The sequence below is a fragment of the Cupriavidus sp. PET2-C1 genome, assembly GCF_054515855.1.
The window spans coordinates 1,918,866-1,936,972 of sequence record NZ_CM137260.1 but is presented as its reverse complement, the minus strand read 5'-3'; the positions used below and the strand labels follow the sequence as shown (position 1 = coordinate 1,936,972).

Genomic DNA, 18,107 nt, shown 5'->3' with positions numbered 1-18,107 from the left:
GGGAGAGAGTCATGGAAACAACTAGCACGAAGCAGTACCGCGCGGCACGGCTGCTGGGCTGGTGCGGTGCGCTGGGCGCGGCCCTTTGGCTGGCCGGATGCGCGGTGATCGATGTGGGCCGCGCACCCGCGCTGCCCGCCGGCGAATCGCTGGCGGTCTTGCCCATCGTCAACTACACGGAGACGCCGCAGGCGGGTTTGCGCGCCGAGGCCATCGCGGAAAGCCTGCTGAAGACCGGCGGCATTGCCAACGTCAAGCGCTATCCGGCCAACCTGAACCCGGAAACGCTGTTCGAGCCGGCGGAGCGCGAGTCGGTGGGCAAGGCGCTTGAGTGGGCACGTACCCAGAAAATGCGCTATGCCCTTACCGGTGCGGTGCAGGAATGGCGCTACAAGGTGGGCGTGGATGGCGAACCGGCCGTGGGCATCTCCCTGCAGCTGCTGGACGTGAGCACCGGCGAAGTGGTTTGGTCCGCCACCGGCAGCGACAGCGGCTGGAGCCGTGCGTCGCTGTCCGGTACCGCGCAAAAGTTGCTGCGCCGCCTGCTGGCGCCGCTGCGCCAGGGTTGAACCGCGGGAGAGCATGATCGTGGCCAAGACAGCCGACAAGATGCGGGAAGGACAGGGCATTGGCGCGGGCGGCCGCTATTTGCGGTTGCTTGCGCCCGCCACGAGCGGACCGGTCTCTGTGGTCGAGCTGGTGGTGACGATGGCGCTGGCGATGGGACTGGGATACCTGCTCCTGCCCAACAACCCCCTGCTGCTGGGCCTGGGCTTTCCCTGGGCATGGCTGCTGCCGGTCATCCTGGCGCTGCGCTACGGCACGCTGATTGGCGTGGGCAGCGTGCTGATGATGCTGGGCGGCTGGTTTTTCTTCCACCAGATCGGTGCGCAGCCGGGTGAATTCCCGCGCCTGTTCTTCCTGGGCGGGCTGCTCATGGTGCTGGTTGCCGGGCAGTTCGGCGATGTCTGGGGCACGAGGCTGGCGCGCGCGCGCGCCGTCAACCGCTACCTGGAAGAGCGCCTTGCGGCCCTGACCAAGAACCACTACCTGCTGCGCGTGTCCCATGCGCGGCTGGAGAACGACCTGCTGGCCAAGCCCACCACGCTGCGCGACACGCTGTCGCAAATGCGGGCGGTGACGCTGGAAGACGCCGTCCCGGGTGGCGTGCTGGTGGGCGCGCGCCCCATGCTGCAAGTGGTGGCGCAGGCGTGCCAGCTCGAAGCGGCAGCGCTCTATGCTGTCGATGGCGAGACGGTATCCGTCACGGCGTCGGCGCAGATCGGCCCGGCATTCGCGTTCGATCCGGACGATGTGCTGGTGCGCCACTGCCTGGAGACGGGCCAGCTGGCGCACCTGCAGGCCGACGGATTGTCGCGCCAGTCGCCGGACCATCCGCAGACCCGCTACGTGGCGGTGGCGCCGGTGCTGTCCGGGGCCGACAAGCTGGTGGGCCTGCTGGTGGTCGAGCGCATGCCGTTCCTGTCGCTCAGCTACGAGAACCTCCAGTTGCTGATGGTGCTGATGGGCTACTACGCCGATGGCGTCGAGCACGCCGTGTCCACGCGCGCCATCGCGGCCGCGATTCCCGGCTGCCCTTACGAATTCGCCCTGGACTACGCCCGCCTGTCCCGCCTGCGCCGCGACAGCGGCATCGACAGCACGATCGTGGCGCTGGTGTTCGATCTCGACGAATCGCGCGATGCGCTGTTCGACCAGGTCATCCGTAGCCGCCGCGCGCTCGACGTGGCCTGGCCGCTGACCAGCGCGCACCAGCGTGCCCTGCTTACCTTGATGCCGCTGTCGGGCAATGAGGCGGCCTCGGCCTACCTGGTGCGTATCGAAGACATGCTGCGGGCCCAGTTCGGCACCGATTTCGAAGCGGCGCGCATTGGCGTGCATACGCTGGCCGTGCCTGCCAACGCGCCGGTGGAGCCGTTGATCCGCCTGCTGCATCGCTGCCATGTGGATGTCCAGCCGGCCCCAGTGCCGGTGCCGGTGGCACTAGGCGAGGCTGGCCGTGGGTAAGCTAGGCATCGGCGGCATCGCCGCGCAAATCGCCGCCCTGGCGCTGCTGGCTCGGGCCGGCAACAGCACCGCGTTGCTGCTGACCTTCCTGATGATGCAGGGGCTCGCCGCGGCGATGATCGCGATGGTGCTGTGGCGCCTGCTGCCCCGGCGCTTTCGCGTGCCGTTCGCGTGGAGCTATGGCTACCTGTTCGCATTCTGCTTCCTGGTGCCGCTGGCCGGCGGCATGGTCTGCGTCGGCAGCCTGCTGATCGCGCGCCTCTTCCCGGGGCGCCGTCCCACGGCCGGCATTGGCCTGGTCGGGCTGCCGGTGTTCGTCACCCACCTGATCTCGCGCGTGACCCACGGCGGCGGCGCGCGCCTGCGCGCCCAGTTGGGCAACACGCGCGCGCCGTTGCCCGAGCGCATGACCGCGCTGGTGGCCATGCAGTCGATGCCGGCGCGCACTTCCAGCCCGGTGCTGCGCGACCTGCTGGCCGACAGCGCCGACGACGTGCGCCTGCTGGCCTACGGCATGCTGGACGGCGCGGAGAAGCAACTGACGCAGAAGATCCTTCTCGAGCTGCCGCGCCTGGAAGCTGCGCAGGACGATCGGGAGCGTGGCGAGATCCACAAGCGCCTGGCCGACCTGTACTGGGAACTGATCTACCAGAACCTGGTGCAAGGCGACGTCTATCGCTACACCGCGGACCAGGTGGAGCGCCACGCGCGCGCCGCGCTGGAGGTCGACGCCGACCAGGCCGGCTTGTGGTACATGCGTGGCCGCCTGGCCCTGACCCGCGACGAGCCCGCGCAAGCGCGCGGGTGGCTGGAGCAGGCCGAGGCGCTTGGCTTTGCGCGCGAGCGCACGCTGCCGCTGCTGGCCGAAGCCGCCTATCTGGAGCGCGACTACGCCGCCGTGCGCACCATCCTGCTGTCATTCGACAGCCCATCGCCGCTGCCACTGGTACGGCCCCTGCTGCGTTACTGGCAATCATGAGCGATACCCCTTTGCCCCGCGCCGACTCGGCCGATGTGGCCCTGCTGCTGGAGGGCACCTTTCCGTATGTGAGCGGCGGGGTGTCGAGCTGGGTCAACCAGATGATCCGGGCGTTTCCGGAGGTCCGCTTCGCCATCGTCTTCATCGGCAGCCGCCGCGAAGATTACGGCGACATGGTCTACGCGCTGCCCGACAACGTCGTGCACCTGGAAACGCATTTTCTCTACGATTTCCCGCCGCCTCCGTTGGTGCATGGCAGCGACGGCGACCCCGTCACCTTCGCCGCCTCGGCGCAGTTGCACGAGGTGCTGCGCCAGCCTGGCCGCGAGCAGGAAGCCGGCGAGCTGATCCGCGAGCTGATGCCCGAGCTGACCGATGGCGGCAGCTTGTCGGAAGACGCGTTCCTCTACAGCCGCAACGCGTGGCGGACCATCACCGAGCAGTACCGCCAGTACTGCACGGACCCGTCCTTCACCGATTACTTCTGGACCGTGCGCATCATGCACAAGCCCCTGTGGCAGCTCGCGCGCATTGCCGAGGGGCTGATCCCGGCCCAGGTCTACCACACGGTGTCCACCGGCTATGCCGGCTTCCTCGGCGCCATGCTGCACTACCGCACGGGACGCCCCTTGCTGGTGTCCGAGCATGGCATCTATACCAAGGAACGCAAGATCGACCTGTTCCAGAGCCAGTGGATCCGCGACAACCGCAACGTGTTCGAGCGCGACATCTCGCAGATCAGCTATTTCCGCGAGCTGTGGGTGCGCTTCTTTGAAACGCTGGGCCGCGTCTGCTATGACGCCGGCGACACCATCGTCGCGCTCTACGAAGGCAACCGCCTGCGCCAGGTTACGGACGGTGCCCGCGCCGAGCGGACCCGCAATATTCCCAACGGCATCAACCTGCCGCGGCTGGCCGCGCTGCGCGCGCTGCGCGCACCCGGCGTGCCGCCGGTGCTGTGCCTGATCGGCCGCGTGGTGCCGATCAAGGATATCAAGACCTTTATCCGCGCCATGCTGACCGTGGTGCGGCAATACCCCGATGCCCAAGGCTGGATCGCCGGCCCGGAGGACGAAGATCCGGAATACGCGCGGGAATGCCGCAGCCTGGCCGAAAGCCTGGGCCTCGCCGACAAGGTGAAGTTCCTGGGCTTCCAGCGCATCGATGAACTGCTGCCCAAGGTGGGCGTGCTGGTGCTCAGCTCCATCAGCGAGGCATTGCCGCTGGTGGTGCTGGAAGGCTTTGCCGCCGGCGTGCCGTGCGTGACCACCGATGTCGGCTCGTGCCGGCAACTGATCTTCGGCCTGCCCGGCGAGGATGCGGCGCTGGGCGCGGCGGGCGACGTGGTGCGCATTGCCGACCCGGCCGCGCTGGCCGAGAAGGCGATCGGCCTGCTGGGTTCGCCCGATGCATGGCATGCCGCGCAGCAGGCGGGCATCCGGCGCGTGGAGCGGTATTACACGCAGGAGATGATGGTGGGTAGCTACCGTGATCTCTACACGCGCCTGATGGCGCAGCCTCGGGTGGAATCGTCCCCAGGCGGATCTCCCGCCAGGGCGGCGCAGGCCGCGGGCTGCCCCATGAAGGGAGGTCGCTGAGATGGCGGGGATTGGATTCGAACTTCGCAAGATGCTGCGGCGGGACAACCTGTCGGGCATGCTCGGCGCGTACGCCTATGCCGGCATCATCAGCTCCGGGCCGTGGATCCTGTCGATCGTCGGCATCTTGCTGATCGGTGTGCTCAGCCTGCCGTTCGTGGTACCGGGCAGTCTGGTGACGCAGTTCCAGGTCTCGGTGACCTACCTGATTGCCGTCAGCCTGATCCTGACCGGGCCGATGCAGCTGGCCTTTACCCGCTTTACTTCGGACCGCCTGTTCGAGAAGCGTGATGGCCTGGTGCTGTCCAACTACCACGCGGTGGCCCTGCTGGTCACGGTGCTGTCGGGCGCCATCGGCATTGGCTGCGCGCTCTTTGCGTTCCCGGAGCAGTCGGTGCTGTACCGGTTGCTGATGACAGCGGGCTTCGCGGTCATGAGCAATATCTGGATCGCGGTGATTTTCCTCACGGGCATGAAGCAGTACAAGGCCATCGTCTGGACCTTCCTGCTGGGTTATACGCTGACGGTGGTGGCGGCGCTGGCGCTGCGCAACTATGGCCTGGAGGGCCTGCTGCTGGGGTTTGTCGCCGGCCAGCTGTGCTTGCTGAGCGCCATGGTGGTGCTGATCTACCGCAACTACACCAGCCAGCGGTTCATGTCGTTCGAGGTCTTCCAGCGGCGCTATGCCTATCCGAGCCTGATGCTGATCGGGCTGCTGTACAACCTTGGCATCTGGCTCGACAAGTTCATGTTCTGGTACTCGCCGTCCACGGGGCAGCAGGTCATCGGGCCGCTGCACGCGTCGATCATCTACGACATCCCGGTGTTCCTGGCCTACCTGGCAATCATCCCGGGCATGGCGGTGTTCCTGGTGCGCATCGAGACCGACTTCGTCGAGTACTACGACGCCTTCTACAACGCGGTGCGCGGCGGCAGCTCGCTCGAGCATATCGAGGATATGCGCAACACCATGGTGCAGACGATCCGCCTGGGACTGTACGAGATCGTCAAGGTGCAGGCCATTGCGGCGCTGGTGCTGTTTGTCATGGGCCGGTTTGTGCTGGCGGCGCTCGGCATATCGGAGCTCTACCTGCCGCTGCTGTATGTGGACGTGATCGGCGCCAGCCTGCAGGTGGTGCTGCTGGGGGTGCTCAATATCTACTTCTACCTCGACCGCCGGCGTGAAGTGCTGCTGCTCAGCGGCTTGTTCGTGATCCTCAACCTGGCGTTCACCGCCGTGACGCTGCAACTGGGGCCGGCCTGGTATGGCTACGGCTTCGCGGTATCATTGCTGATCGTGGTGGCCCTGGCGATCTACCTGCTGGACCGCAAGCTGGACCGCCTCGAGTACGAAACCTACATGCTGCAGTAAAGGCGTGCGCGCCGGCTTTTGCGCCGGCGCGCTGCAATACCCTCCCGCGCCGTCCTTGGCGTGGCGACGCCGGATTCTGTACCATTCCGCTTTGCGTACCTGGCGCCCGGCCTGCCCGGGTTATTTCGCGTTGCCTTTGCGGCGGCGCAGGAAGCGCGCGGTGGCATCTGGAAGAGAAGACGTGGCAAGCAAGAGGTAAGTATGAGAATCGCTTCGGTGGAAGACGACAAGAGCCAGTCCGAGCTGATCCAGCAGATCCTGGTCTCGGCGGGCCATGAGTGCGAGTGCTTCGCCAGTGGCAGCACGTTCCTGCGGGCCCTGCGCGAGCAAGCGTTCGACCTGCTGGTGGTGGACTGGCAACTGCCCGATACCAGCGGCTTTGAGGTGGTGACCTGGGTGCGCCAGAACTCCGGGCGCAATCCCCCCATCCTGTTCCTGACCAGCCGCTCGCAGGAAGAGGACATTGTCGCCGGGCTGGGCGCGGGCGCCGACGACTACATGATCAAGCCGATCCGCCGCGCCGAGCTGGTGGCGCGCGTATCCGCGTTGCTGCGCCGCACGTATCCGCAGGCGCAGCAGGACAGCGCGCTGATCCGTGTGGGCAACTACGCTGTCGATCCGCAGGCCCGCACCGTGACCTGCGCAGAGAGCCGGGTAGACGTGTCGCCGCGCGAGTTCGACCTGGCGTTGTTCCTGTTCCGCAACCTGGGGCGCCTGGTGTCGCGCGAGGTGGTCGAGCAAGCCGTGTGGGGCCGCACCATCGGTGTCGGCTCGCGCACGCTCGATACCCATATCTCGCGGTTGCGGATCAAGCTGGCATTGCGGCCCGAGAACGGTGTGCGCCTGACTTCCGTGTATGCGCACGGTTACCGCTTCGAAGCCGCGGGCGACGGGGATATGCAGGGCCAGCAGGATTCGCAAGATTCACAGGATTTGCAGGATCAGCAGGGTTTGCAGGACAAGAAGGAAGACTGAGTTTATGAAGCGGTTCGACATGGCGGCAGGCAGGAAGGCAGGCGCTGGAGCGCACTCGCGCGCGGCATGCACGAGGGGCGCGAGGGGTGCGATCGGTGTGGCCGGCACGATCGGCATGGCCGGATTGGTTGGCGTGCTGGGTGCCGCATGGTCCCCAAACGCCGCGGCGCAGGCTGCAGGCGCCGAGGGCGCCAACTTTATCTACCAGGTGCGCCCGGGCGACACGCTGATTGGCGTGGCGGACCGCTTCATGGCCAATTCCGCCGGCTGGCGCGAACTGCAGGCACTGAACAAGGTGGCCGATCCCTACCGGCTGCCGCCCGGCATGCGCCTGCGCATCCCGCTGGCGCGCATCCCGGTGACGGAGGGCACCGCCCGCGTGGTCTTCGTGACGGGGCCGGCGAGCGCCGATGGCCGCACGTTGCAGGCTGGCATGGAGCTGCGCGAAGGCGCCCGCATCGAGACCGGCTCCGGCGGCACCGTCACCATGGAACTGGGTGACGGCTCACGCGTGACGTTGCCGCCGGCGACAGCCATGGAAGTCAAGCGGCTGCGCGCGTTCGCCCGCACGGGCCTGACCGATGCCGTGATCGGCATCGGTCAGGGCGAGGTGGAGTCGCGCGTGGCGCCGCGCGGCACCGGCGTGGGGCGGTTCGAGATCCGTACCCCATCGCTGGTGACCGGTGTGCGCGGCACGCGCTTTCGCGTGGGCACCGAGGACGGCGCCAGCCAGAGCGCCGTGCTCGAAGGCCAGGTGCAGGCCCGCTCGCGCCGCGGCCAGCAAGCGCTAGTGCATGCCGGCTACGGTGTCAGCGTATCGGCCACGGGCGCCCTGGCGCGGCCTGCCGCGCTGCTGCCGGCGCCGGCGCTGGTGCCGCTGCCCCGGCCGCTGCTGGCAAGCCATGCCACCGTGAGCTGGGGGGCGGTCGCACGGGCCGCCAGCTACCGCGTGGTGGTCTCGCGCGATGCAGCCCAGACGGAGTTGCTGTCCTCCCAGGCCGTGGACGGCACGCAGGCCGCGCTGCAAGACCTGCCCGAGGGCCAGCTCTACGTGGGCGTGAGCGCGCTCGATGCCCGGCACCTTGGCGGCGCGGGCGCGGTAATGCCGTTCGTGGTGCGCCTGAATCCGCCCGCGCCCTTTACGCTGGCGCCCGAGCGCGATGGCACCGCCTACGGCGAGACGGCGATGTTCACCTGGGCCGAAGTCGCAACTGCGGCGCAATATGAATGCGAAGTGGCGGCCAATGCGGACTTCACGCAAGGCGTCATGCAAATGCGCGGCACGGCGCCCTCGGCCAGCCAGGCGCTTGCGCCCGGCCGCTGGTGGTGGCGTGTGCGCTCGGTTGACGCCGGCGGGCAGCCGGGCCCCTGGAGCGAGCCGGTGGCGTTCGCGCTGGAGCCGTCGCCACCGCAGCCGCGCCTGGAGGACGATGGCGGCGACGCCTTGCGGATCGCATGGCCGGCCGCCGGTGGAGCCAGCGCCAATGGCGCGGCGCAAGCCTACCGCGTGCAGATGGCATCCGACGCCGCCTTTACGCAGATCGTGGCCGACGTCGGCACCGAGACCAATGCGGCGCGCCTGCCGCGGCCCGGCAGCGGCACGTATTTTGTGCGGGTGGCCCGCCTGGACCCGGCCCGCGAGCCGCATTTTTCAGCGCCCCAGCGCATCGAGGTGGTGCAGTACGTCCGCGATTCGCAGGGCCAGCCCGTGAGCGCCGGCTCACGCTGGCTCAATCGTGCCAACTAGCCTGGCGCAGCTCGCCGCGCGCGCGCGCTCGCTGGGCCGGGTACCCGGACGCATGATGGCCGGCTACCAGCGCCGTACGCTGGTCGAATGGGGCCTGTTGACGGCCGCCGTGCTGGCGCTGGTGGCAGCGTGCGCCCTGCTGGGTTGGAGCGAGCGCGCCGACAAGGCGGTCTACGACCTGTCGGTCGCGGCCCAGCATCACGCGCCCGGCGACGAGATCGTGATCGTCTCCATCGACGACCCCAGCATCTCCGCCATTGGCCGCTGGCCCTGGCGCCGCCGGGTGCTGGCCGACCTGATCGATCGCATTGCCGCCGACGCGCCTCGCGTGATCGGGGTCGACGTGATTCTCTCCGAGCCGGACGCCTCGCATCCCGAGGACGACCGCGCGCTGGCAGCCAGCATGGCGCGCGCCGGCAACGTCGTGCTGCCCGCGCTGGCCGAAGCGGGGCAGGGCGGCTTGCTGGTGCGCTATCCGCTGACGGGCCTGGGCAGCGAGGTGGGGCACATCAATATCGCGGTGGACCTCGACGGCATTGCCCGTCAGGTGTTCCTGCAGGAAGGGCTGCCGGGCCGCCAGCTCAATCATTTCTCTGCTGCGATGGTCGGCTTCGGCAAGCCGCCGCGGCCGGTGTCCGCCTACCGTCACGACGGTCCCGCGGATGACAGCGGCGCCGACGGCTGGACCCGGGACTACCGGTTGCGCATTCCGTTTGCCGGGCCGCCGGGGACGTTCCGGCAGGTCTCGGTACTCGATGTGCTGGGCGGCACGTTGCCGCGCGACTTCTTCCGCGGCAAGTCCGTGCTGGTAGGCGCTACGGCGAGCGGGCTGGGCGACGTGTTCCCCACGCCGGTATCGCGCAACGGCCACGGCATGAGTGGCGTGGAAATCATCGCCAACGCCATGCAGACGCTGCAGCGCGACACCGCCATCGTCACCCTGCCGGCGCCCTGGTTCTGGCTGTGCACGTTGCTGCCAGTGTTGCTGGCGAGCCTGGCCTCGCTGATGCTGACGCCGCGCAACGCGCTGCTGGTCACCATGGTGCTGCTGGCGGGCACGCTGGCGGCCAGCCTGCTGCTGGTGGCGTCTGGCCACTTCTGGTTCGCGCCGGCCAGCGCGGCGCTGGGTTGCAGCCTGTTCTACCCGCTGTGGAGCTGGCGGCGCCAGGAAGCCGCGCTGCAGTTTCTCACCGACGAGCTCGCACAGCTCGAGCAAGAGCCCGGCCTGCTGGCCATGCCCGCCGGCGAGGGCGAATCGGGCCGCAACCTCGATACCCGCATGCGCGCGGTCTACCGCATGACCACGCGACTGCGGGACTTGCGGCAATTCCTGGCGGACGGCCTCGAAGGCCTGCCCGAAGCCACCGTGATCTGCGATCCCGGCGGCCGCGTGCTGCTTGCCAATCGGCGCGGCCTGCTGCTGGCGCCACGCACGCTCGGGTCGCTGGGCGACATGAACGCACCGCCCCCCGGCATTCGCGAACTGATCGACGAAGTATTCGTCCAGCCCAAGGCCGGGCTGGACTATTGGGACCAGTTGCGCAGCGTCTATGCCAAGGGCGAGGCCGACGCCGCGCACCCGGTGCAGGCACCGCCCGGGGTGGAGCTCGAAGCGCGCGACGAACACCCGATGCTGCTGCGCGGCGCGCCGCTGCGCAGCGACACCGGCGGTGTCGCCGGCCTCATCGTCAGCGTCATCGATATCACCCAGGTGCGCATGGCCGAGCGGCGCCGCGAGGAGTCCCTGCGCTTTATCTCGCACGACATGCGGTCCCCGCAGTCCTCCATCCTTGCCCTGATCGACCTGCAGAACGAGCCCGGCCGGGCGCTGCCGGAGGCAGCCCTGCTGGCCCGCATCGGCGAGCACGCCAACCGCACGCTGGAACTCGCGGACGACTTTATCCGGCTGGCCCGTGCGGAAGCGACGCACCTTAACTTCATCGAGGTCGACCTGGCCGGCGTGGTGCTGGACGCCACCGACGAGTTATGGGCGCTGGCCAGCGCCGCACGGATCGAACTGAAGGTGGACGTCGACGTGGACGAGGAGCAGTCGCAGTTCCTGGCCGAGCCGGTGCTGCTGGTGCGGGCGATTGCCAACCTGGTGAGCAATGCCATCAAGTTCAGTCCGCCGCAAACGACCGTGAGTGTGCGCCTGTATCGCGTGCCGCAAGGGCTGGCGATCGATGTGGCGGACCAGGGCCGGGGCATCGCCGAGGAAGACCAGGGCCGCCTGTTCCAGCCCTTCTCGCGCCTGCGCGACACTGAGCAGGATGCGCCCGCCGGCAGCGGGTTAGGGCTGGTGTTCGTCAAGACCGTGGTGGAGCGTCATGGCGGCGAAATCAAGCTGACCAGCGCCGCGGGTGCCGGCGCCACCTTCACGATCTTCCTGCCCTGCTGATCCGCTCGCTGGCGCTCAGCGCGATGCGCGCGTGGCGGCTGGCTGTCCAGCCTGGCCCGCGGTGGTGACGGTGGCCGTGGCGCGGCTGTCCATCTGGCGGACCTTGCGCGCCGCGCGCTGCTCGTTGTCATCCTGCAGCGTCACGCACAGCACGGTGATGAGCGCGAACGCCACCATGCAAAGCGCGATGTAGCCCAGCAGTCTGTACCGTTCGGATCGCGATCCCATATTTAAGCCAGCTATGAATAGCGCAGCATTCTAGGGCGAGACCGCGTCGGCTACTGTCAACAAATGCAAGGACGGCAAGGACGCTCACCCAGGGGCCGCCGGGCGTGCTGCGCCGCGCATCGACGCTGGCCAGGCCTGGCGATACAATCACCGCGCAGAGCCCTTGCGCGCCGGGTCACGCCCACCCGCCGCCGATGGTGTCAAACGCCCCAACACGCTGCCACCGATGCACAGCAACATCGAGCCCCTCGACACAGGCGCCAGCGGGCGCCCGTTACGTCACTTGGTCGCCACCGAGGCCGCCATGGCGGCGGCGGGCCTGGACGGCTGGCAGCAACGCTACCAGCAGCTCACGCCCGGGCATTTTCTTGCGCAAGTGCAGCAGGCTACCTATGGCGACGTCCACGTCTTCCGCGAACGCACCAACCAGGCGTTGCTGGAGGAAGGCGAGGCACGGCGCGGCTATCTTTCCATCGCCTTGCCCCACCGCGAGTGTGCCGATGGCTGGTTCTCCGGCTACCGGATGAGCGGCGACACCGTGCTGCGCGCCGGCAACGGCCAGCCGCTGGCCATGCGCACCCCGCCGTCGCTGGACCTGCTCGGCGTGACGTTGCCGCTGCCCGCGCTGCAACGCGTGATGGAGCGCGAGGGGGTTCCGGAGCTGATCGCGCGCTTGCAGCCGGCCACGGAGGTGCGGCGCGCCGCGTCCGATGATTTCCGGGCGGCGATGCTGGCGGTGCTGGCTGCCTCAGCCATGCAGGGCGAAGTATTCAACCAGCGCTTTGTCGAGAGCGCCATGCGCGATGCGTTGCTGATGGCGGTGGTGTCCACGCTGACGCATGACCTTGGGGATGTCCTGCTGCCTACACCGCCTGCGCGGCGGCGGCTGGTCGCACAGGCATATGAGATGGTGCGCGCTGCGCCCGAGGCGCCCTGGAGCGTTCTGGCCCTGTGTGAACGGCTTGGGGTTTCAAGGCGGACGCTGCAATACAGTTTCAATGAGGTTACCGGGTTGGCGCCGTTGGAATTTGTTCGGGCTTTGCGGATGAATGGGGTGAGGCAGGCGTTGGGTGGACGGCAGGCGCAGGAGCCGGTGGGCGTGGTGGCGGCACGGTGGGGGTTTAATCATCTGCCGCGGTTCGCGGCGCAGTATCGGGCGTTTTTTGGCGAGTTGCCGTCGGCGACCGCGGGTAGGGGGAAGTGAGTCGCTGACAGGGTTGAGGGGGGCTGAGCCGGAACCGCACGATGCCATCGGTCCTGGTGCGATTGCCTTTGACGGCTCGGCCACTCGCTCGGTCACTCACTCACGGTCACGTTCGGCTTTCAGCAGCTTGAGGCGCGTCTGTCCATCGGGCGTGAAATGGGTGCCGAATCGCACCAGCCCGGCCTGATGCAGCTGACAACTCATGGTGAAGCTGAGCAACATGCCCGGTTCGGTTTCTTCGATCGCGATGTCGATGGATTTCAGCCTCGGCTCATAGCGCAGCAGCGTCGTTTCGATTTCGCGTTTGAGCGTGTGCGCCGACGCGGGTAGATGCCGGTAGATCCTGGACAGGTCGCCAAGCCCGTAATCCGGCAGATGCGCCAGGCTGCCGCGACGGCTATTGAGGATGCGCTGGATGTTGTCCCGCACGGACAGGAACGTCTGCGTCGCCGCATCGAAATCATCCACGGCCACGCCATTCGCAAAGTATCCCGTCACCGCTTCAAAGAGGCCCGGCCCGCTCCGCGTCACGCGCCGGCCCCGCTTGTCGTTGCCGTCTCTTCAAAGTCCAGGCCGATACCATCGTCCTCGGAGAATGACAGGTGAATCGATGCCGGCGCTTGCTGGTCAGACATGCGCACCAGCAGCTCACGCGACAGTACCGGCAGGATCTGCTGATCGAGCAGCGTGTCGATATTGCGGGCGCCGGAATCGGGCAGCAGGCAGGCCCGCACCAGCTCGGCCACCAGCGTGTCGCCGCACCGCAGCGGCACGCCAAAGCGGCGCGCGATGCGCTCAGCCACCTTGTCGAGCTTCATCCGCACGATCAGTGCCATGGCGTCGGCTGACAGCGGGCGGTAGACAATGGTCTGGAAGCGTGCCAGCAGCGCCGGCTGGAAGTGATCGACCAGCGTCGGGCGGATCGCTTCCATCAGCGTGCCGGTGGCAAGTTCGGTGCCGGCCATGACGGCGGCGTCGGCGGCCGCCAGAATCTGCTCGCTGCCGAGATTCGAGGTCATCAGGATGACGGTATTGCGAAAGTCGATCACCCGGCCTTCGCCGTCGCGCATGAAGCCGCGATCGAAGACCTGGTAGAACAGATTCAGTACGTCACGGTGCGCCTTCTCGACCTCGTCAAGCAGGATGACGCTGTAGGGCCGCTGGCGGACCGCTTCGGTCAGCACGCCTCCTTCCCCGTAGCCGACATACCCTGGCGGCGAACCCTTCAACTGCGAGACGGTGTGGGCTTCCTGGTATTCGGACAGGTTGATGGTGACAAGCGAACGCTCGCCGCCAAACATCAGGTCGGCCAACGCGCGCGCCGTTTCGGTCTTGCCCACGCCCGAAGGCCCCACCAGCAGGAACACGCCCAGCGGTGCATCCTCGGATTTGAGTCCTGCCTTGGCGGCCCGCAGGCTCTTGCCGAGCGCGGCTAGCGCCTCGTCCTGGCCGATCACGATGTGCCCCAAACGCCTTTCCAGCGCCAGCAACGTGGCCAGCTCGCTGGACAGCAGGCTGTCGACCGGAACCCCCGTCCAGTCGGCAATCACCTGTGCAATGGCAGTCTCGTCCACTTCCGCGTGGATCAGCGCGGCTTGGCCGTGCCTGGTCAGCATCTCGTGCGCGGCCTGGATCGACCGCGTCAGATCCCGCCGTGCCGACTCGTCGGCGGCGGCTTGCCATTGCGCACGCAACGCGATCAGTGTCTCGGCAGCCCCCTTCTGTTCGGCGAAGGCGCACTCAAACTGTTCGCGCTCGATGGCGAGTGCAGCCAGCCTGGCATCGATGGCCGTCAGTCGCTTGCCGACATCCGCGCCGATGGCCCCTTGGTCCTGCAGCAGGGCTGTCCGCTCGACCTCCAGCGCCGCGCGTTCCGCCTCGCAGGAGGAGATGGCGACCGGTGTGGCCTCCAGGCTCATGCGCACGCGGGCAGCGGCGGTGTCGAGCAGATCGACGGCCTTGTCCGGCAGTTGGCGTCCGGTCAGATAGCGGCGCGACAGCCGCACGGCGGCGGCGATGGCGGCATCGGTGATGTGAACGCCATGGTGCTGCGCATACCGCTCCTTCAGGCCGCGCAGCATCAGGCAGGCGCCGTCGTCATCGGGCTCGTCGACCTTCACCATCTGGAAGCGCCGCTCCAGCGCGGCGTCGCGCTCGAAGTACTGCTTGTATTCGGACCACGTCGTCGCCGCGATCGTGCGCAGTTCGCCGCGCGCCAGGGCGGGCTTGAGCAGGTTGGCGGCATCGGCGCCGCCTGCGGTGTTGCCCGCACCGATCAGCGTGTGGGCTTCGTCAATGAAAAGCAGCACCGGCGTTGGCGATTGCTGCACGGCCTCGATCACGTTCTTGAGGCGTTGCTCGAATTCGCCTTTGACGCCGGCGCCTGCCTGCAGAAGGCCCAGGTCCAGCGTCAGCACGCTGACGTTCTGTATGACCGCCGGAACATTGCCTTGCGCGATCTTGAGCGCAAGTCCTTCGACCAGCGCCGTCTTGCCCACGCCAGGTTCGCCAACCAGGATCGGGTTGTTCTTGCGCCGCCGCGCCAGGATGTCGACCATTTGGCGAATCTCGACGTCGCGGCCAAAAACGGGATCGATCTTGCCGTCACGGGCCTTCTGGGTGACGTCAGTCGTGAAGCGGGCCAGCGCCGATGTATCGGCCTGACCGGGCATTGGCCGGATTGGGGCGGGCGCCGCGGGCGTGGCGGGAGTGACTGGCGCTGACGACAACGGGGCGCAAGCCGGCCTGGCCGGCTCGCCAGCGCCGCGAGCGGCTGCCTCGGCCGAGATTTCGTCGAGTTCGTGCGTCAGCCGCTCGATCTGGACGGCTGATACGCTCAACAGCGGCCACGCGCCGGGCGCCCGCAGCAAGTGCGGGGTTTCGGCCAGTGCGGCCAGCAGGTGTGCGGAGCGGATGGACGTGGATTCTCCGGGCGTCGCAGCCTCTAGCGATGCGCGCATCCATGCGGCCTCCAGCCACTGGCCGAGGCGCTGTGACAGGCCAGGCTTGCCCCGCAGGTCATGCGGCAGACGGTCGACGGCGGCGAGCAGCCCGTTCCAGATGCCGTCCACATCGAGTTCATAGCGCCGCAGGATCGCCAGCAGATCGCCGTCGCCCAACTCCAGCAGCTTGATCAGCCAGTGCTCGACCTCGATGTCCCGGTGGGCGCGTGTTTCGCAGAGGCTGGCGGCGTCGGCCAGGGCACGGGCGCAATGGTCGTTGAGTCGACGCAGAAACGGAGAGAGGTCGCGGGCGGTCATGGAAGTGAAGAGGGACGCGGGGTGAAGGAGGGAGTGCGCGGCCCCTACGCCGGGTCCGCGCGAGATGGCAGGCCGGCGGCGGACGCCGGCCGGGCGCGTATTACGAGCGCTCGTTCCAGCTGTCGGCGTGGATGATGTTGCCGTCCTTGTACGACCAGGTGATCTTTTCGTAGCGCAGCTCGATGTCTTCGAGGTGGTTGTGCTTCTCGAAGGCCGGGTTCTTGATGTCCAGCATCTTCGGCGTGACGCCGACCACCTTCACGTTCTCGAGCTTGGTGTTGAAGTATTCCTTTTCCTTGCCGGCGTCGTCGATCTTGTACCACTTGATCTCGACCGACTTCAGGGTCTGGCCGCTGGTGACCGCCTTGTACAGGTACGGCGTCGAGGCATCGGTTTCCTTGGTGAACACCACCGGCTTGTGCACGCGCGTGCCAGTCAGCTTGCCGGTATTGGAATCCGTCGGAATACTGACGGCGTGATCGAAGGCGACCACTTCGACGCTGCCCTCGCGGCCATTGACCGTGACCGAGCCCTTGATATCGGCGCCGCCATCGTCCTTGATCCACATGTATGCGGGAATTGCCATTGCTTCTTTCTCCTTCTACTGGAATGAACAGGCCGGATGGCCCAAAGTTGTCCGGTTGTCGCGATCACCGTCGCGACAATCGGGGACGAGCGTGATCTCGACACGTCGGTTGGCGGCACGCCCCACCTCGGTGTCGTTGGCGGCTTTGGGACGCGTATCGCCATAGCCTTGAATCGCAAACCGGGTCGGCGGCAAGCCTGCCGCGTCGGCCAGCCAGTCACGCACTGACGCCGCGCGGGCCTCGGAGAGCTTGAGGTTGCTGCGAGGATTGCCGGCGGTGTCGGTGTGCCCGGCCACCAGCACGCGCTTGTACGGGTGGGCCTTGATCATCTCCAGCGCGCCGATCAGCACGCGATTCGAGCCGGGGTTGAGCGCCGCGCTGCCGCTCCTGAAGAGCGACAGGCTGTCCAGTTCGATGGTTGACGGCGGCGGTGGCGGCGGTTGATACGCGGCGATCAGGGCATCGAGCGGCGTCAGCAAGCCGGCACCACGATAGAAGCCCAGGCCAAGGCGCAGCGGTACGCCGAAGCGTGCGTATTGAGCGAGTTCGTCGCGATCGCGCTTGATGGCCTGCAGCGCATCGACACGGGCGGCGTCATGCTCCGGCTCAATGGCGCGATAGCGCGCCATATCGCCCACGACGCGCGCAACCAGCGCACGGTTCTGCCAGGCGGAAGCCGCCGCGGCGGCGCAGAAGGCCAGCGCGAGCCAGGCAAAGGCGTGGGCAAGGGCGCGCGGTAGCGCTCGCCGCACGGGCTGCAGGGCGATGCCCCGGATCAGGGGATCCGGCAGCGGGTAGCGTGCACGGCGGCCGTCCATGGCGGTGCGGGTAAGCGCGGTCGCTTGCTCGATGAAGCGGGCATACAACGAATCCGCGGCAGGGATGCCCTCGGTGGCGGTCACGCCGAATGCCGCGACGCGCACCTGACGGCTGCCGCGCTGGTGATCGACCAGCGCCGGGAGCAAGGCGCCGCAGGCCCAGCGCGCCAGGGCATCGAGCCGTGCGGCGCGGTGCATGCGGGCTTCGCGATCCGCTGGCAGCGCGGCCTGCCCGTACTGCAGGACGAGCGCGGCAATCTGGGCAGGCAACGTAGCGCCTTGCAGCATCTCGGTGCCCGAGACGCCGAACCACGGACGATCTTCCGGGGCGCCGTGGCTTCGGGTGGCTTCTTCCGCGTACACAGCGACGCAGACCGGAAGGCCGTAGCCAACCCCACGGCTGGCCTCGCCAATGGCCGAGCGCCAACGCCGAAGCCCGGCGTTCAGCGTGGCCGCATCGCGGGCCTGGTCGGCGCCGATCAGGTAGGCGATGGCATCCGGGCCCTGCCCTGCGCGCCAGCGCTTGAGTGCGTCAGCCACGTGTGCCAGCCGGGTCGGGTCGTCCACGCGCACCCAGATCGCAGCGTCCGTGATCCGGACCAGATCCTCGCCGAATGCCAGCGGCGGGGCGCCCGATGCGTCCCCGATGGCCAACACCAGCGGTGTATTGCGCCGGATACCACGGGGCAGCCCATCCAGCGACGCATCGATGGCTTGCAGCACCGGCTGCGAAGCGCTCTGCCGTGCGCGCACCCGCCGCGTGGCAACAAGGATCGCCAGAAGCGCCAGCCCGATCGTGAAGGCAGCGAGCAGCAGGTTCCACGTCGCCGGCCATGGCGAGCTGAGCGCCAGCCAGGCCAGCGTGAGCGCTGCGATCCAGCCGAAGAGTGTGCGGTAGGGGTAGCCGGTCACA

Annotated in this window: 14 protein-coding genes; 9 read left to right on the top strand and 5 right to left on the bottom strand. The window is 67.8% G+C overall.

The features are described from left to right. Positions 1-11: 11 nt before the first annotated feature. From ACX12D_RS28735 to ACX12D_RS28700, 8 genes are all read left to right on the top strand, one after another. Positions 12-569 (top strand): penicillin-binding protein activator LpoB, encoded by a 558-nt coding sequence (locus ACX12D_RS28735; protein ID WP_459374457.1) that lies wholly within the window; start codon positions 12-14, stop codon positions 567-569. Positions 570-582: 13 nt separating this feature from the next. Next, positions 583-2,028, top strand: coding sequence for a PelD GGDEF domain-containing protein (locus ACX12D_RS28730; protein ID WP_459374456.1), 1,446 nt, complete (start codon positions 583-585; stop codon positions 2,026-2,028). Beyond that, positions 2,021-3,007 (top strand): tetratricopeptide repeat protein, encoded by a 987-nt coding sequence (locus ACX12D_RS28725; protein WP_459374455.1) that lies wholly within the window; start codon positions 2,021-2,023, stop codon positions 3,005-3,007. Before ACX12D_RS28730 ends, ACX12D_RS28725 begins: the two co-directional genes overlap by 8 nt. Next, positions 3,004-4,605 carry a GT4 family glycosyltransferase PelF gene (gene pelF / locus ACX12D_RS28720; RefSeq protein WP_459374454.1) on the top strand — a complete coding sequence of 534 codons (1,602 nt, stop codon included), beginning with the start codon at positions 3,004-3,006 and terminating at the stop codon, positions 4,603-4,605. The genes ACX12D_RS28725 and pelF overlap by 4 nt, the downstream gene beginning before the upstream one ends. 1 nt (position 4,606) lies before the next feature. Continuing rightward, positions 4,607-5,977, top strand: coding sequence for an exopolysaccharide Pel transporter PelG (gene pelG, locus ACX12D_RS28715; RefSeq protein WP_459374453.1), 1,371 nt, complete (start codon positions 4,607-4,609; stop codon positions 5,975-5,977). Positions 5,978-6,178: 201 nt separating this feature from the next. Next, on the top strand, positions 6,179-6,952 hold the full coding sequence (locus ACX12D_RS28710) for a response regulator transcription factor (protein WP_459374452.1): 774 nt from the start codon (positions 6,179-6,181) through the stop codon (positions 6,950-6,952). Between the two features lie 4 nt (positions 6,953-6,956). Continuing rightward, a complete protein-coding gene (locus ACX12D_RS28705) occupies positions 6,957-8,699 on the top strand; it encodes a FecR domain-containing protein (protein ID WP_459374451.1) in 1,743 nt (580 codons plus the stop codon). Between the two features lie 52 nt (positions 8,700-8,751). Continuing rightward, positions 8,752-11,097 carry a CHASE2 domain-containing protein gene (locus tag ACX12D_RS28700; protein WP_459376549.1) on the top strand — a complete coding sequence of 782 codons (2,346 nt, stop codon included), beginning with the start codon at positions 8,752-8,754 and terminating at the stop codon, positions 11,095-11,097. A 15-nt stretch (positions 11,098-11,112) separates the two neighbouring features. On the opposite strand, the gene ACX12D_RS28695 is transcribed toward ACX12D_RS28700, so the two are convergent. Then, a complete protein-coding gene (locus tag ACX12D_RS28695; RefSeq protein ID WP_441636090.1) occupies positions 11,113-11,325 on the bottom strand; it encodes a hypothetical protein in 213 nt (70 codons plus the stop codon). 226 nt (positions 11,326-11,551) lie between these two features. Here ACX12D_RS28695 and ACX12D_RS28690 point away from each other — a divergent pair, with 226 nt between their 5' ends. Further along, positions 11,552-12,529, top strand: coding sequence for a helix-turn-helix domain-containing protein (locus tag ACX12D_RS28690; protein ID WP_459374450.1), 978 nt, complete (start codon positions 11,552-11,554; stop codon positions 12,527-12,529). A 96-nt stretch (positions 12,530-12,625) separates the two neighbouring features. Here the strand turns inward: ACX12D_RS28690 and tssE are convergent, their stop codons facing one another. The 4 genes from tssE to ACX12D_RS28670 all read right to left on the bottom strand — a co-directional run bounded on the left by tssE (position 12,626) and on the right by ACX12D_RS28670 (position 18,106). Beyond that, positions 12,626-13,060, bottom strand: a complete 435-nt coding sequence (gene tssE / locus ACX12D_RS28685) for a type VI secretion system baseplate subunit TssE (protein WP_441636086.1) — start codon at positions 13,058-13,060, stop codon at positions 12,626-12,628. Beyond that, the gene (tssH, locus tag ACX12D_RS28680) at positions 13,057-15,789 is read right to left on the bottom strand and encodes a type VI secretion system ATPase TssH (RefSeq protein WP_459374449.1); all 2,733 of its coding nucleotides are present in this window, start codon (positions 15,787-15,789) and stop codon (positions 13,057-13,059) included. The genes tssE and tssH overlap by 4 nt, the downstream gene beginning before the upstream one ends. A 100-nt stretch (positions 15,790-15,889) precedes the next feature. Further along, the gene (locus ACX12D_RS28675) at positions 15,890-16,375 is read right to left on the bottom strand and encodes an Hcp family type VI secretion system effector (protein ID WP_043353024.1); all 486 of its coding nucleotides are present in this window, start codon (positions 16,373-16,375) and stop codon (positions 15,890-15,892) included. Between the two features lie 15 nt (positions 16,376-16,390). Continuing rightward, complete coding sequence (locus tag ACX12D_RS28670; RefSeq protein WP_459374448.1) at positions 16,391-18,106, bottom strand: OmpA family protein; 1,716 nt, start codon at positions 18,104-18,106, stop codon at positions 16,391-16,393. Position 18,107: the final 1 nt, after the last annotated feature.

What these genes read in the sequence shown, in the direction of transcription:
- ACX12D_RS28710 (WP_459374452.1), top strand. Translation starts at nt 6,179, where the DNA reads ATGAGAATCGCTTCGGTGGAAGACGACAAGAGCCAGTCCGAGCTGATC.
- ACX12D_RS28730 (WP_459374456.1), top strand. Translation starts at nt 583, where the DNA reads ATGATCGTGGCCAAGACAGCCGACAAGATGCGGGAAGGACAGGGCATT.
- ACX12D_RS28675 (WP_043353024.1), bottom strand. Translation starts at nt 16,375, where the DNA reads ATGGCAATTCCCGCATACATGTGGATCAAGGACGATGGCGGCGCCGAT.
- ACX12D_RS28690 (WP_459374450.1), top strand. Translation starts at nt 11,552, where the DNA reads ATGCACAGCAACATCGAGCCCCTCGACACAGGCGCCAGCGGGCGCCCG.
- ACX12D_RS28705 (WP_459374451.1), top strand. Translation starts at nt 6,957, where the DNA reads ATGAAGCGGTTCGACATGGCGGCAGGCAGGAAGGCAGGCGCTGGAGCG.
- ACX12D_RS28700 (WP_459376549.1), top strand. Translation starts at nt 8,752, where the DNA reads ATGATGGCCGGCTACCAGCGCCGTACGCTGGTCGAATGGGGCCTGTTG.
- pelF (WP_459374454.1), top strand. Translation starts at nt 3,004, where the DNA reads ATGAGCGATACCCCTTTGCCCCGCGCCGACTCGGCCGATGTGGCCCTG.
- pelG (WP_459374453.1), top strand. Translation starts at nt 4,607, where the DNA reads ATGGCGGGGATTGGATTCGAACTTCGCAAGATGCTGCGGCGGGACAAC.
- ACX12D_RS28695 (WP_441636090.1), bottom strand. Translation starts at nt 11,325, where the DNA reads ATGGGATCGCGATCCGAACGGTACAGACTGCTGGGCTACATCGCGCTT.
- ACX12D_RS28735 (WP_459374457.1), top strand. Translation starts at nt 12, where the DNA reads ATGGAAACAACTAGCACGAAGCAGTACCGCGCGGCACGGCTGCTGGGC.
- tssH (WP_459374449.1), bottom strand. Translation starts at nt 15,789, where the DNA reads ATGACCGCCCGCGACCTCTCTCCGTTTCTGCGTCGACTCAACGACCAT.